16 protein-coding genes are annotated in these 14,799 nt (G+C 48.3%); 11 read left to right on the plus strand and 5 right to left on the minus strand.

Annotated elements, in window-relative coordinates:
- Position 1: 1 nt before the first annotated feature.
- The 3 genes from AC0KH7_RS03385 to AC0KH7_RS03395 form a co-directional block, all read right to left on the minus strand.
- Positions 2-205: a helix-turn-helix domain-containing protein gene (locus AC0KH7_RS03385; RefSeq protein WP_472370707.1), complete on the minus strand. Its 204-nt coding sequence runs from the start codon at positions 203-205 to the stop codon at positions 2-4.
- Positions 206-310: 105 nt separating this feature from the next.
- Positions 311-1,039: a hypothetical protein gene (locus AC0KH7_RS03390; protein ID WP_472370709.1), complete on the minus strand. Its 729-nt coding sequence runs from the start codon at positions 1,037-1,039 to the stop codon at positions 311-313.
- Positions 1,039-2,184 (minus strand): tyrosine-type recombinase/integrase, encoded by a 1,146-nt coding sequence (locus tag AC0KH7_RS03395; RefSeq protein ID WP_472370711.1) that lies wholly within the window; start codon positions 2,182-2,184, stop codon positions 1,039-1,041. Before AC0KH7_RS03395 ends, AC0KH7_RS03390 begins: the two co-directional genes overlap by 1 nt.
- Positions 2,185-2,276: 92 nt before the next feature.
- Between AC0KH7_RS03395 and AC0KH7_RS03400 the strand changes: the two genes are divergently transcribed.
- Complete coding sequence (locus tag AC0KH7_RS03400; protein WP_472370713.1) at positions 2,277-2,765, plus strand: low molecular weight protein-tyrosine-phosphatase; 489 nt, start codon at positions 2,277-2,279, stop codon at positions 2,763-2,765.
- Positions 2,766-2,882: 117 nt separating this feature from the next.
- Here the strand turns inward: AC0KH7_RS03400 and AC0KH7_RS03405 are convergent, their stop codons facing one another.
- The gene (locus AC0KH7_RS03405; protein WP_472370715.1) at positions 2,883-5,339 is read right to left on the minus strand and encodes an Rne/Rng family ribonuclease; all 2,457 of its coding nucleotides are present in this window, start codon (positions 5,337-5,339) and stop codon (positions 2,883-2,885) included.
- Positions 5,340-6,042: 703 nt separating this feature from the next.
- Here AC0KH7_RS03405 and rluC point away from each other — a divergent pair.
- Together rluC and AC0KH7_RS03415 are read left to right on the plus strand one after the other, a co-directional pair.
- Positions 6,043-6,978, plus strand: a complete 936-nt coding sequence (rluC, locus tag AC0KH7_RS03410; protein WP_472370717.1) for a 23S rRNA pseudouridine(955/2504/2580) synthase RluC — start codon at positions 6,043-6,045, stop codon at positions 6,976-6,978.
- Positions 6,975-7,646 (plus strand): HAD family hydrolase, encoded by a 672-nt coding sequence (locus AC0KH7_RS03415; protein ID WP_472357997.1) that lies wholly within the window; start codon positions 6,975-6,977, stop codon positions 7,644-7,646. Before rluC ends, AC0KH7_RS03415 begins: the two co-directional genes overlap by 4 nt.
- 31 nt (positions 7,647-7,677) lie before the next feature.
- On the opposite strand, the gene AC0KH7_RS03420 is transcribed toward AC0KH7_RS03415, so the two are convergent.
- On the minus strand, positions 7,678-8,286 hold the full coding sequence (locus AC0KH7_RS03420; protein WP_472370719.1) for a Maf family protein: 609 nt from the start codon (positions 8,284-8,286) through the stop codon (positions 7,678-7,680).
- 91 nt (positions 8,287-8,377) lie between these two features.
- Between AC0KH7_RS03420 and AC0KH7_RS03425 the strand changes: the two genes are divergently transcribed.
- The 8 genes from AC0KH7_RS03425 (at position 8,378) to fabF (ending at position 14,776) form a co-directional block, all read left to right on the plus strand.
- Entirely contained in the window at positions 8,378-8,917 is a 540-nt protein-coding gene (locus tag AC0KH7_RS03425; protein ID WP_472370721.1) for a YceD family protein, read from the plus strand.
- An 18-nt stretch (positions 8,918-8,935) separates the two neighbouring features.
- A complete protein-coding gene (gene rpmF, locus AC0KH7_RS03430; protein WP_068647887.1) occupies positions 8,936-9,109 on the plus strand; it encodes a 50S ribosomal protein L32 in 174 nt (57 codons plus the stop codon).
- A gap of 95 nt (positions 9,110-9,204) precedes the next feature.
- A complete protein-coding gene (gene plsX / locus AC0KH7_RS03435; protein ID WP_472370723.1) occupies positions 9,205-10,245 on the plus strand; it encodes a phosphate acyltransferase PlsX in 1,041 nt (346 codons plus the stop codon).
- A gap of 24 nt (positions 10,246-10,269) precedes the next feature.
- A complete protein-coding gene (locus AC0KH7_RS03440) occupies positions 10,270-11,247 on the plus strand; it encodes a beta-ketoacyl-ACP synthase III (RefSeq protein ID WP_472370725.1) in 978 nt (325 codons plus the stop codon).
- Between the two features lie 49 nt (positions 11,248-11,296).
- Positions 11,297-12,220, plus strand: a complete 924-nt coding sequence (fabD, locus tag AC0KH7_RS03445) for an ACP S-malonyltransferase (RefSeq protein ID WP_472370727.1) — start codon at positions 11,297-11,299, stop codon at positions 12,218-12,220.
- Positions 12,221-12,229: 9 nt separating this feature from the next.
- Positions 12,230-12,970: a 3-oxoacyl-ACP reductase FabG gene (fabG, locus tag AC0KH7_RS03450; RefSeq protein WP_472370729.1), complete on the plus strand. Its 741-nt coding sequence runs from the start codon at positions 12,230-12,232 to the stop codon at positions 12,968-12,970.
- A 161-nt stretch (positions 12,971-13,131) separates the two neighbouring features.
- Entirely contained in the window at positions 13,132-13,368 is a 237-nt protein-coding gene (gene acpP / locus AC0KH7_RS03455) for an acyl carrier protein (RefSeq protein ID WP_472370731.1), read from the plus strand.
- 169 nt (positions 13,369-13,537) lie between these two features.
- Positions 13,538-14,776: a beta-ketoacyl-ACP synthase II gene (gene fabF / locus AC0KH7_RS03460; protein ID WP_472370733.1), complete on the plus strand. Its 1,239-nt coding sequence runs from the start codon at positions 13,538-13,540 to the stop codon at positions 14,774-14,776.
- Positions 14,777-14,799: the final 23 nt, after the last annotated feature.

Genomic DNA, 14,799 nt, shown 5'->3' on the forward strand with positions numbered 1-14,799 from the left:
TTCAAACGCCCTCCGATTCTCTCTGCTGTAATTCGCTGATATAACGCTGTAATTCCTCTCGACTAATCAAACGACGACGGCCGATTTTGAACGTTTTTAGTTCGCCGCTGTTGATGATGTCATAGAAAAGGGTTTGAGAGAGTCCGCCCAGTGCTTCGCGGGCTTGTTTTACGGTAAGTGCTAATGATTGGTTTGTGTTGGTCATGATTGGTTACCCCTTGAAATTAGTAGTTGTTTGTTAACGTTTCAGAGGGATTGTCCTAGATGTGAAAGGGTGGTTCATTTAGAGCATTGACGTGGGGGCAATACTCTATTTGGTGCGTTGTTTAATAAACTTGCTTACTGTGTCCGCTCCTTTTGATATGCCTCCGGCTCTGGTGTCGTATTGAAAAAAATCATCAAAGCCGGGCACTTCTAATTCTTCAGCGATAAACTGATAAATGTCAGGGTTTGTAAACCCGCATCTTTTAAGGTCGTGGTAAATTCCGACTATATCGCAATATTTTGACCATTCAGAACCGTTTTTCCCGCCCTTTAGCTTGATGTCGCCTTGAAGGTATAGTCTGATAAAATGCTCTAACCAGTCGGGCATGTCGCCAGTATAGGCTCTCATAGCAAGCGCTATGCGTTCCTTTGTGTTTAATAGGTTTCTTATGGTCTCTTCGTGTTTGTAATAGTCAATTCGGCCATGTTCTTCCAGTGCCTTAACATCCTCTCTAAGCTTCTTAGATTCGATTCTGTCGGTATAGGGTAATGCAAAATCTGAACGCTGAAATATGCTCCTTAGTATGTATATTCTTTTATTTTTGCAGTGGCCTTCTTCCGTCTTTTTGTCTTGAAGTTCCTGTTCTTCATCAATGTAAATGCTGTAAAGTCTGGTAAATTCTATTTGTTGCTCCTTGGTGGCATTAGCGACAAAATTTAACAATTCCTGTATTTTATACTGTGCTTCTGAACGCTCCTTTTCGCTCATTCCTTTGAACGCTTTGGCACCCCAAACCATAGTTTGGCAATATAGCTTTATGGTTTCTTTATCCATTATTCGCCCTCCAAAATTTCATTAACAATCTGTTCCATTAGCTTGGCGGCTTCAATGCGTTGCGCTTTGTACTCAGCACGGTTATAAACCGCCATAACGCCGCTTAATTTATGGTTAAGGCATTTCTCGACAATGTAGGGCGGTATGTCGCCTATGGTGTCGGCTTGGTCTGTATCGCGGTTATGGTCATGCAGTCGAGTTGAAAAAGTACGGCGTAAATCATGCGGGGTGAAGCGGGATTGTTGAGAGTATCCTTTGCTTTCAAGCCATCGGCGCAACCATGCCTGCAAATTGGTGTCGGTCATCCGGGGGAGTGGTAGTTGCGCTTTTGCCAGCGGCGGCAAATAACTCCAATGCTCAATTTCGTTTTTAGAGAATTCTTTCGGCAATCGCCAGTAATCGCCATCCAAATAGCCATGCCGTGTTTCTGAAATTCTAAGCCCGGTTAAGAGAATGAATCTAAGTGTTCTAGCGTTGGGATGTTCGCTCTCGAAGATCATGCGGATTTCGTCATCAGTCAGAACACGGTCGCGCCCGTTGTCGTATGAATAGACTGCAATGTTTGGATTGACCAAATCAATTGGATTGGTTCCAGAAAACAGGCGGGCAACTGAAACGGTTTTCATAAATGTTTTGAGCGTGATAAAACACTGATTTGCGGCACGCGCTCCATCACCACGACCGTTTTTAGCGATAGAGTTTTTATAGTTCATTATTAGCCGCTCGATCTGGTCGGGTGTGATTGAATCAATATTCAGGTGGCCGTATTCATCAACCAATATTTGAAGATAACGCCACGTCATGTGCGGGCGTTTATGTGGTTTTCCTTTTTTGTTTACGGTGCCAATGATTGACGTTTCGTAATATCGCTCTGCAACCTCTTTTATTTTTGTGCTTGAGATAGCACTGGATAACTCGTTTTTAAGCTGCAATGCCTTTCTTTTGGCTTCGTTGATTTTAATGTCTGGAAACTGCCCGATTGTTTTAACCTTGCGTTTGCCGTTTATCTTGCGCTTAAATAGCCATGTTTTGGAAGATGGGCGGACGCGAATATATAAACCGTCACCGATACCATAATCTTTGGCCTTGCCATCAAAGGTAAGTTTGCTTACTTTGGTATCGCTTGTTATTTTAACAGTTGTCATTTTGTGTGTACCTTTGTGTGTACTATATCCATGAATTACATGATACAACAAAAAACAGCAACATACAATAAATACAGGAATTACAGATAGTTATGGACAATAAAAAACCAGTAAAAGTACTCTTTGTTTGTTTAGGCAATATTTGCCGCTCGCCGACAGCGCATGCGGTTTTTCGGAATTTGGTTACAGCGGAAAATTTGCAGGATCAAATTTTAATTGACTCCGCAGGAACGGCGTCCTGGCATAAAGGCAAACCGGCCGATAGTCGATCCATTCAAGTCGCTCACGGACGCGGCATACCCATGGATGATTTACGGTCTCGCCCGGTGGATATTGGGGATCTGATGGAATTCGATTATGTTCTGGCGATGGATGATATGAATTATGCCGATTTAATGGATATGGCCTTGCCGGAGCATCAAACAAAAATCCGGTTGTTTTTGGAGTTTGCACCAGAATTTGAAGAGCGCGAGGTGCCGGATCCGTATCATGGTGGCCCGCAGGGCTTTGATCATGTGTTTGATTTGGTGACAGCGGCCTCCAAAGGCTTGCTGGACGAGATTAAGCAAAAGCATTTGTAAAAACCGTGTGACGGGATTGTCTAGACGTTCTTTGTTCTTTGGGGGCTTAAAACGCAAAAACGACCAGGCCTGGTCGTTTTTGCAGCTTAAGAATAGCGGTGTTTCCACCGGCTAGGATTAAGACTTCGTGCTTTCCAAAGCATCCTCTTTGGCCGGATTGGCTGACGTGTCCGCTTTGTCCGCTTGGCTTTCGTTTGACTTGGAAGCGGCTTCTTTCTCGGGTTTCTTAGCCGATTTGGCTGTGTCTGCCTGAGATTGAGATTCCGACTTCGATGTCTTCTGTGGCTTGGTTTGAGCTTGTTCCGCCTTTTTTTCAGCCGCAACGTTGTCCGTTTTCACATTGTCGTTGGAAGGTTTGGGCGCTTCCTGTGATGGCTTCGCATCGGTGTCCGGTGCCGGCAGATTGTGAATCGACATGGTTTCAGCACCTTCCGGTTTGCGACGGCGACCGTTGTAGCTACGCGTGTTGTAGCGGCTTCGGCGTCTTGGGCGTTCGGAAGCCGTGTCTTTATTTCCATCTTTATTGGATGGCGTGGCATCGGTTTCAGTGTTCTTCACCGTTTTGCCGACGGCTTTGCTTTCTTTAGACTCTTTGGCTTTGTTTGGCTTGTTATTCGCCTGTTTAGCATTGTTGTCGGTGACCGTTTCGTTTTTGTCGGTATTGTTAGTGCGTGAACGAGGGCGACGACGTCTGTTGTCTTTCCCTTCGGTTTTTCGTTCGCCGGATTTGGCATCGGTACGGTCGTTGCGTTTGTTGTCGCGGCGGCCGTCATTCTTTTCGGAACTGTCTTTCTCGGATGAGCGACGTCGGTTATTGTTGCGCGAACGGTTATTTCGGTTGCCGTTACGTCCGTTATTCCGGGAGCGATTTTCTTTTTTGGGTTCTTCTTCCGCTTGTTCCTGTTCGAATAAGGCTTTCCATAAACGTTTGAATAAACCGGGTTTAACTTCCTCTTTTGGCGCCGTCGGTGCCGGTGGCGGGGAGCTAGGCTGCATATTTTTGATGGCCGGTTCTTCTTTGGCTAGGTTCGGTTTGGCTTGCTGTTGTGCTTCTTCTTTCTCGATGACTTCTTTGATTTTATAACTGGAGTCAATCGCCATTTCATCGCCGATACGGGTTCTTTCCATTCGGTAATCCGGCGTATCCAAGTGTTCGTTTGGAATCACGAGGATATGCAGATTGTGGCGATCTTCAATACCGGTAATCTGGTGGCGTTTTTCATTCAATAAGAAAGTAGCGACTTCCACCGGAAGTTGCACGGTGACGCGACGGGTGTTTTCTTTCATGGCTTCTTCTTCGAGAAGGCGAAGCACGGATAGGGCGAGTGATTGTACGCCGCGAATGACTCCGGTCCCTTTACAACGAGGGCAAACCATTTGGGTGGATTCTTCGATGGAAGGGCGCAGACGCTGACGTGACATTTCCAACAGGCCGAAGCGTGAAATCTTGCCGATTTGCACGCGGGCACGGTCGGATTTCACCGCGTCACGCATTTTGTTTTCCACGTCACGTTGGTGACGGTTCGAGTGCATGTCGATGAAGTCAATCACCACCAGACCGCCGATGTCTCGCAAGCGAAGTTGGCGTGCGATTTCGCAGGCGGCTTCCAGGTTCGTGTGGTAAGCGGTTTCTTCGATGTCACCCCCTTTGGTGGAGCGACTGGAGTTGATGTCGATGGACGTCAAGGCTTCGGTGATATCGATGACGATGGCGCCGCCGGACGGCAAAGTCACTTCACGGGTATAGGCGGTTTCGATCTGCGATTCAACTTGGAAGCGCGTGAACAGTGGAATGGTATCCTGGTAAGGTTTGACTTTATAAACCTGATGCGGCATGACATGTTGCACAAAGTCACGTGCTTTGTGGAAGGTTTCCATGTCGTCGATGATGATTTCGCCGATGTCCTGGCGCAGATAATCACGAATGGCGAGGATGACAATGTCGGATTCCTGATGAATCAGGAAAGGGGCGCTTTTTTCTGCGGAGGCTTTTTGAATGGCTTCCCACAGTTGCACCAGATAGTTTACACCCCATTGCAGTTCTTCGGTGGATTTGCCGACACCGGCGGTGCGGATAATCAACCCCATGCCTTCCGGCATATCCAAATCTTTCAGGGCATCACGGGTTTCGGAGCGATCGTCGCCTTCGATGCGGCGTGAGATGCCACCGGCTTTCGGGTTGTTCGGCATCATCACGACATACGGGCCTGCCAAAGTGATTTGCGTGGTCAGTGCCGCGCCTTTATTGCCCCGTTCTTCTTTTTGAACCTGAACGATGAGTTCCTGACCTTCGGATAGGATGTCCTTGATCGACAGGCGTTCGCCTTTGGCGTTTTCAGGGTAATATTCTTCGGCGACTTCCTTGAAAGGCAGGAAGCCGTGGCGCTCGGCACCGTAGTCTACAAAAGCCGCTTCCAGACTCGGTTCAATTCGAGTGACAGTGCCTTTGTAAATATTGGCTTTTTTCTTTTGGTGGTGTGGGGTTTCGACATCTAGATCATATAGTTTTTGACCATCGACTAAGGCAATACGCACCTCTTCGGATTGCGTAGCGTTAATCAGCATTCTTTTCATGCGATTCTCTTTTATTTATTGTGAAGGAAGCTCGCATGTCGAAGCAGGGGGAAGGGGATAATACGAGAAAGGTCGCTGAGCGATTAGGCGTCTTGAATCAACCGTTTATTCTTGTTTGCAATGACCGGACTGTGGTTTGAATGGCCGGAAGTCGATTGCTTTTTTTGAGGTTGTCGTTTTTTTCGAGCGGTTTATCGGTTGTGAATAAAATGGTAAACGCTCTTAGCCAATCAGAAGGGCAGGTTGCTGCGGTTCTAATTAATTTTGTTATTCGCTCAGTTCTTAATGCTTTTGCTCTCGTGTGGTTAGACCGTCGTCTTATGAACGTCGCGTTTGCTTGCGGGTGCGACGACTAACTTTTTATTCGCTTCTTAGCCTGCTGACAAGGTCACTTCAGGTTAAAAAATTCTTTAAGCGCTGTTTTTGGAAGCCGCAATAGCTTATTGATTTAAATGAAAAACAGCTACTTTTATGTTCTTTTATTGCGCTTTAAATATAACATTCCTTGGCGCGCCATGCAATTTAAATATTTTCAGGCGTTGGTGAGGCCGTAGTGCAAGGGCATCCAGGAATGTCGACAAAGCCTGATTTAGGTATCGGGATAAGGTAAAATAGACGGTTTTTGGGCTAAATGGCCGTTTCACCCCGTTGGATAAAGGTGGGTAAGTGGGCTAGGTTTAATTTTGGGAAGGCTTAAAAATTTATGGGTGTGAAGTTTCTTGAGGTGACATCGGAGGATGAAGGGCAGCGCCTGGATAATTTTTTGATGCGCCATTACCGTAATGTGCCTAAAACCTTGATTTATCGGATTATTCGTAAGGGTGAGGTGCGAGTCAATAAAGGGCGGGTGAAGCAGAATACACGCTTGGTTGACGGCGATGTGGTGCGAGTGCCGCCGATTAAAGTGCCGGAAAAGCATGAATCCACGGTGCCGACCGGTCAGTTGCAGCGCATTGAAGACAGTATTTTGTATGAAGATAAAGACCTGATGGTGATTAATAAGCCGTCTGGTGTAGCGGTGCATGGCGGCAGTGGCATTCAATGGGGGTTGATTGAAGTGGTGCGCGCACTGCGCCCTCTGGCAAAGCGTTTGGAGTTGGTGCATCGTTTGGATCGGGAGACGTCGGGGTGTATTTTGTTGGCGAAAAAAGCTTCGGTGTTAAAAGCGCTGCATGAGCAGATTCGTGAAAATAAAATGAGCAAAGAATATCTGGCGCTGTTGACCCATCATTGGCCTAAAGGATTGGAAAAAATTGATTTACCGTTGTTAAAAAACACCTTGAAATCCGGTGAGCGGGTCGTGAAAGTGTCGAAAGAAGGCAAACCGTCGGTGAGCTATTTTCGGGTGTTGGAGCGTTTTGACGATTGTGAATTGGCGGCGGTGCGCCTTAAGACCGGGCGAACCCATCAAATTCGGGTGCACGCTTTGTCGCAAGGTTGTCCGTTGGTGGGCGATGATAAGTATGGCGATAAAACCTTGAATAAAGCGTATAAAAAGCTGGGTATGAAACGTTTGGCCCTGCATGCGCAATATCTGGGGTTTGAGCACCCGGTCACCCAGGCCTGGTTAAAAGTGGAAGCGCCATTACACGACGATTTTGAATTAACCTTGACGAATTTGCGGGGAGGAAAAGCATGACAAGGCAATACCAGTGTGTGATTTTTGACTGGGATGGAACGCTGATGAATTCGGAAGCACGCATTGTGTCGTCGATTCAGACAGCGGCCGAACGGGCCGGTTTTCCGGTATTGCCGTACGATGTTTCCAAGCAAATCATCGGCTTGAGTTTGGAGAAAGCAATTCTAACGCTGTATCCCGATGTGGATGCATCGGGCATTGAGGCGATGGCCAAGGGCTATACGGATTGTTTTTTGGATGAATCCTGTGTGCCGATGTTGCCGTTCGAGGGCGCGGAAGCCTTGTTGCAGTTCCTGCAAGGTGAGGGCGTGAAAGTCGCGATTGCCACCGGCAAGAGCCGAAAAGGTTTGGATCAGGTGTTGGATGAGGTCGGATTTGAACCCTATTTCCACTTTACTCGTACCCCGGTGGAGTCGGAATCCAAGCCGAGTCCGTTGATGTTGCAACAAATTTTGGATGAGTTCGATCTGGTGCCGGAGCAGGCGGTGATGGTGGGGGATACCGAATTTGACATGCAGATGGCGCAAACCATTGATATGGATCGGATTGCACTCAGTCATGGCGTGCATGAGTTGGAGCGCCTGCAAGGGTTTGACCCGGTGGCCAGTTTCGACGATTTAATGTCGATGCAGGCCTGGTTAAAAGACCGATTGTTGCCGCACGGTTAAATGGCCAAGTGGCGAATGGTCGCCGGGTGCGTTAATCCGGCAGGTAAGGCAGTTGCAGGCCGCATTGTCTTAAGAAATGCGTCAAGTCAATCAGCGGCAAGCCGATTAAGGCGTTCGGATCTTTGCCTTCTATCGATTCAAATAGCGTGATGCCCAAACCTTCGGATTTGAAGCTTCCAGCGCACTGGTAAGGTTCTTCGAGTACCAGGTAGTTGTGAATGTCGGTTTCTGTCAGGGTGCGGAAAGTGACGCGTGTTTCATCCAATGTTTGTTGGGAGGTGTTATGGCGAGTGTCCAAAACCACCAGGCCTGTCCAAAAGGTAATGGTTTGCCCGCTGAATTGCCGAAGCTGCTTAACGGCGTTTTCGTAATGGTGTGGTTTGCCGATGGGGCGGTCCTGGAAACTGGCGCTTTGGTCGGAGGCAATGATCAGTGCGTTCGGGTAGCTCGGGGCGATGGCTTTGGCTTTTGCCAGTGACAGACGGCTGACCATTTCGGCAACCGTTTCGTTGGTTTGTGGGGTTTCATCGACCTCGGGTTTGGCTGTTTCAAACGGTACGCCGAGTTTTTCCAATAACATTTTGCGGAAGGGGGAGGTCGATGCCAGAACGATTTGTGGGTGAGATGACGTCGAAGTCATGCTAGGCCTTTGTTTTTTTTAAATTTTGCGAAAATGGTGTGACGGATATTATCGTCATTTATTTTTGACTTTGGGATGTAATGGGGGTATTATGCGCGCCATGTTTGACAAGCTTCCGGATTTGATTGACCCTGTTTACTCTTCGCAACATGATAAACGATTTGTTGCGCGAGTCAATCAGGCGCGTTTTCCACGCTTGAAGCAGCTGCTTGTTTCGACAGAACATGATGTGGAGGTGGACGTGCACTTTTATTATCATCCGCAATACAAAATGCATGCGTTTGATATGCAATTGGACACGATTTTCACGTTGGAATGTCAACGCTCGTTAAAAAGTTTTGATTATCCTTCTTCATCATCGGTTACCGGTGTGTTCGTTGAGTCAATGGCTCTGGCCGAAGAGTTGCCTTCCGACGTGGAAGTGTATGAAATGTCGGAAGAGAAAATCTCATTGATGGATTTGGTTGAAGACGAACTGATGTTGTCAGTGCCTTTGTCTGCAATTGATAACGCCAGTGAGATGGAATACCAGAATCCGCCTGAGGAAAACACTCTGCCGGAAGATAAAGAATTAGAAAAAAAGGAAAATCCTTTCGCCGCTTTGAAAGGATTGAAAGACAACCCGAATTAATATTCAGGAGAATTTAAGATGGCTGTACAAAAAAGTCGTAAAACCCCTTCAAGACGTGGTATGCGTCGTTCGCACGATGCGTTGACCACTGCGCCGATCACCGTTGATGAAACCACTGGTGAAGTTCATCGTCGTCATCATGTAACGGCTGATGGTTACTATAAAGGCAAAAAAGTCATTCAAGACAAATAATCTTTTTAGGGAACCCCGGTCGCTCGATCGGGGTTTCTCATTTCTTTTGCATTCCCCATTCTATTTTTTTGGATTACTATTTTTAGGATCTGACCTTGAGTATTAAAATTGCTATCGATGCGATGGGCGGTGACCACGGTATTAAGGTAACTGTTCCAGCTTCCTTGGAAGCTTTGTCAAAATTTCCGGATCTTTCGATTGTGTTAGTGGGTAATCAACCCCTGATTGAAAAGGCACTGGCGTCACATCAGTATGATGAGTCACGGTTGTCGGTCGAACATGCGGAACAAATTGTTGAGATGGATGATTTGCCTTCCAAGGCCTTGCGAAATAAACGTAAATCGTCCATGCGTATTGCGTTGAATCTGGTGAAAGAAGACGTTGCTCAGGCAGCGGTCAGTGCCGGTAATACCGGGGCCCTGATGGCGGTTTCCAAGTTTGTGCTGAAAACCCTGCCGGGGATTGATCGTCCGGCCATTTGTACTCAAATGCCGACGATGAAAGGTCATGTGCATGTATTGGATTTGGGTGCGAACGTCGGCGCCGACGGCCAGAGTTTGGCGCAATTTGGCGTGATGGGATCGGTCTTGGCGAACGCGGTTGATAATAACGCCAAGCCTCGCGTGGCGTTATTGAATATCGGCGAAGAAGAGATTAAAGGGCATCAGCGTATTAAGGATGCCAATGAATTATTGAAAAACAGTTCCATTAATTACGTTGGTTATGTGGAAGGCGATGAAATCTATCAAGGTGATGTTGATGTGGTTTCCTGTGACGGGTTTGACGGCAATGTGGCATTGAAGTCCAGTGAAGGGGTTGCCAAAATGATCGCCTTCTATTTGAAAGACGCCTTTAATAAAAATCTACTGACCAAATTGGCCGGTTTGGTGGCTTACCCTGTCTTGAAAGCTTTTAAAGAAAAAGTCGACCCTAGACGTTATAATGGGGCCTCATTGTTGGGGTTACGTAAAATTGTCATTAAAAGTCATGGCGGTGCCGATGCCTTTTCGTTTTATCACGCCATTGCCGAAGCGCGCTTGGAAGTGATCAAAAACGTTCCGGAGTTGATTGCATCGGAAGTGAAAACGATTCTGGATAGCCATACCGACGACACTCCTTTGGAAAAACAAGAATAACAGGCGACAGCTAAAGCAGGTCTTATGAGTCAAAAAATCTACAGTCGAATTATTGGAACGGGAGGTTACCTCCCTGAAAAGGTGATGACCAACGCCGATTTGGAAAAAATGGTGGACACCAGCGACGAGTGGATTCGAGAAAGGACCGGGATTGAAGAAAGACGCATTGCGGCCGAAGGTCAAACTACCTGTGATTTGGCCGAGCAAGCTTCGCTACAAGCATTGGAAATGGCTGGCGTGACACCTCAAGAACTCGATATGATTCTGGTGGCCACCACGACACCTGATAAAATTTTTCCAAGTACCGCAACTCTGTTGCAAGCCCGTTTGGGCAACCACGGTGCGCCAGCTTTCGATTTACAAGCTGTTTGCACCGGTTTTGTGTACGCTTTGAGTGTTGCAGACCAATACATTAAAACCGGCATGGCTCAACGTGTTTTGGTGGTAGGGGCGGAAACCTTGTCTCGTATCACCAACTGGGAAGACCGTAATACCTGCGTGTTGTTTGGCGATGGTGCCGGTGCGGTGGTGCTCGAAGCCTCGGAAGAAACCGGTGTTTTATCTACGCACCTGCATGCCGACGGTCAGTATGAAGAGTTGTTGCATGTCCCGTCCGGCCCGTCCAAGGTACCACAAACCGATGAGGTGGCAGAAAGAACCATGTCAATGAAAGGCAATGAAGTGTTTAAGATTGCCGTGAACACGCTTAGCCAAATTGCCGCGGAAACACTGGCCGCCAACCAAATGCAGAAAGAAGACTTGGATTGGTTGGTGCCGCATCAAGCCAATTCCCGCATTATTAAAGCCACGGCGCGCAAATTGAAATTGGGCGACGATCAAACCGTGATGACGGTCAGAAAACACGCCAATACCTCCAGCGCGTCGATTCCGTTGGCATTGAATGAAGCGGTCCGCGACGGTCGCATTCAGAAGAACCAGGTGGTGCTGTTGGAAGCTTTTGGTGGCGGCTTTACGTGGGGCTCCGCTCTGCTTCGGTTCTGAAGCAGGCCTGGTCAGAATTCAGATTAATCAGATTTAAGGAACGTTTATTATGTCATACGCGTTTGTTTTTCCCGGCCAAGGATCGCAATCCGTCGGAATGCTGGCCGATATGGCCGATAGCCATCCTGTTGTAAAATCCACCTTTGACGAAGCCTCCGAGGCGTTAGGCTACGACCTTTGGAGTCTGGTACAAAACGGTCCGGATGAAAAATTGAACCAAACCGATGTGACGCAACCGGCCATGTTGACGTCGGGTATCGCCATTTGGCATGCCATGGCGGAACAGAAAACCTTGGCACCGGCCTATCTGGCCGGGCACTCCCTGGGCGAGTACACGGCTTTGGTTGCCGCGGGTGTGATGAGCCTGGCGCAAGGCGTGGAACTGGTGGCTGAACGCGGGCGCTTGATGCAATCCGCCGTACCGGCCGGTGAAGGCGCCATGGCCGCTGTCCTGGGGTTGGAAGATCAACAGATTGTTGACATTTGTGCCGCTGCAGACGGTGTGGTGGAGGCGGTGAATTTCAATTCTCCGGGCCAAGTGGTGATTGCCGGCGCGAAAACCGCGGTGGATGCTATTTTGCCGGTGTTTGAAGAGGCGGGTGCGAAACGCGTCGTACCGTTGGCGGTCAGTGTGCCGTCTCATTGCTCCTTGATGAAGCCGGCCGCGGAGGCTTTAGCGGATAAGTTGGCCGGCATGACATTGAACATTCCGGCGATTCCGGTACTGCATAACGTCAATGTCGAAACTTCCACTTCGGAAGCGGAAATCAAACAGGCATTAGTGGAACAATTGTACCGTCCGGTGCAATGGGTGAAGACGGTTGAAAAAATGAAAGCCCTGGGGGTCGAGCGTTTATACGAGCTGGGTCCGGGCAAGGTGTTGATGGGGTTGAACCGTCGCATTGATCGTAAAATGGGGATGCAAGCCGTTTACGATTCGGCTACACTTACGGCATCGTTGGAAACTCTCTAAGGAAGACCTATGTTATCTGGAAAAATAGCTTTTGTAACAGGGGCGAGCCGAGGCATCGGAAAGGCGATCGCTTTGGATTTGGCGGCAAATGGCGCAACGGTCATTGGAACGGCTACATCCGAAAACGGTGCGCAAGCCATTACCGACTATTTAAAGGAAGCAGGCGCGCAAGGTGTGGGCAAGTGCTTGAATGTGACGGATGCCGAGATGATTGCTACGGTGTTGGGCGAGGTGGCCAAAGAATTCGGCACACCGACGGTTCTGGTCAACAATGCCGGGATTACGCGTGACAATTTGTTGATGCGTATGAAAGACGATGAGTGGGACGACATCATCGATACCAATTTAAGTTCGGTTTACCGCATGTCCAAAGCGTGTTTGAGAGGCATGATGAAAGCCAAGCAAGGTGCCATTATCAACATTGCCTCCGTTGTGGGCGTGATGGGGAATGCAGGGCAAACCAATTATGCTGCAGCCAAGGCCGGGATTATGGGCTTTACCAAGTCGCTGGCGCGTGAAATCGGTGCCAAGAACGTAACGGTGAATACCGTCGCGCCTGGATTTATCGATACCGATATGACGCGTGCCTTGCCGGAAGAGCAGCGCGATGCCCTGACACAGCAGATTCCATTGAAGCGTTTGGGCGAGCCGGAAGACATTGCCAAGACCGTGACCTTTTTGGCGTCGGAAGGCGGCAGTTATATTACCGGCCAAACCATTAATGTAAATGGTGGTATGTACATGATTTAAAAGCCGATTCAGGCTTTTTTAACCCTAGGGTATCGGATTTGGCTTATAATGCGTCTGGATGTTTTTTCAAAATAGCTTGAAAAAAAACAAAGATAAGGCGAAAATGAGCGGAATTTTTTAAAGAAGAATTTTAATTTAACTAGTAAACCGGAGAATATTCCATGAGCAGTATTGAAGAACGCGTCAAAAAAATTGTTGTAGAACAATTGGGTGTTGAAGAAGATCAGGTTACCGCTGATGCTTCTTTCATCGATGATTTAGGTGCGGATTCATTGGACACAGTTGAGTTGGTTATGGCATTGGAAGAAGAGTTTGACTGCGAAATTCCTGACGAAGAAGCAGAAAAAATCTCTACTTTAGCGCAAGCAACTGCTTATGTAGAAGCGAACCTAGACTGATCTAAGCTAAAAGTTTTCAGAAAAGCCGTTTTTACGGCTTTTTTTGTTTCTGGCCACTGAAAAATGGCGAAGCCTCTAATATGTTGGGCTTGGCATAAGGCGCATGGGACAAAGGAATAAAACACTGGCGGGCAAACGTCGGTGGCGTGTGAATGTAAAGGAATGAAAGATGAAAATGCGTCGTGTTGTGGTAACGGGTATCGGTTGTGTTACACCGGTCGGGAATACGGTTGAAACCACTTGGTCGGCTTTGCTGAAAGGGCAAAGCGGTATTGAAACCATTAAAGGCTTTGACACGGATGGTTTTGCCGTGACATTTGGTGGTGAAATCAAAGATTTTGATATTACCGAATACATTACGCCCAAAGAAGCGAAGAAAATGGATCCGTTCATCCATTATGGTTTGGCCGCGGGTACGCAAGCTTTGAAAGACTCCGGTTTGGAAGTGACCGAAGATAATGCCGAGCGTATTGGTGTGTCCATCGGTTCCGGCATCGGCGGTATCGGTTCCATCGAGAAACAACATGCCACCTTGCAGAAATCCGGCCCGCGTCGGGTTTCGCCTTTTTTTGTGCCGAGTTCCATCATTAATATGGTGTCCGGTAATCTGTCGATTATGCACGGTTTGAAGGGCCCGAATATGGCGATTGGCACCGCCTGTGCGACCGGCACGCACAGTATTGGCGATGCCTATCGTATGATCCAGTTTGGCGATGCCGATGTCATGGTGGCCGGCGGGGCGGAGCAAGCGACTACGCCGTTGGGCTTGGCCGGGTTTGCGGCAGCAAAAGCCTTGTCGACTCGCAATGATGATCCGCAAACCGCCAGCCGTCCTTGGGATAAAGGACGCGATGGTTTTGTCTTGAGTGATGGTGCCGGGGCCGTGGTGCTGGAGGATTATGAACACGCCAAAGCACGCGGCGCGCATATTTATTGTGAAATCGTCGGTTTCGGTATGAGCGGTGATGCGTATCATATGACCAAACCGGCGGAAGGCGGCGAAGGCGGTGCGCGTTGTATCCAGAACGCCCTGCGTAATGCCGAGCTAAACCCGGAACAAATCGATTACATCAATGCCCACGGTACTTCGACCCCGGCCGGAGATGTGTGTGAAGCCAGTGCGATTAAATCCGTCTTTGGTGACCACGCGCACAAATTGGCGGTGAGTTCCACCAAATCCATGACCGGACATGCTTTGGGCGCGGCCGGGGCGATGGAAGCCGTATTCACCGCCTTGATGATTCAAGAGCAGGTGTTGGCTCCGACCATTAATTTGGAAGACCCGGCGGACGGATGTGATTTGGACTTTGTGTCCGACGGAGCCCGTCAGGCGAAAATTGAGTATGCCGTGTCCAACTCGCTTGGGTTTGGTGGCACGAATGCGTCTCTGGTGTTTGCCAAAGTTTAATAAATTCCTGATTACGACCGACA

Origin of the sequence: Hydrogenovibrio sp. (assembly GCF_965140365.1) — a bacterium.
In the GTDB taxonomy this organism is placed as follows: domain Bacteria; phylum Pseudomonadota; class Gammaproteobacteria; order Thiomicrospirales; family Thiomicrospiraceae; genus Hydrogenovibrio.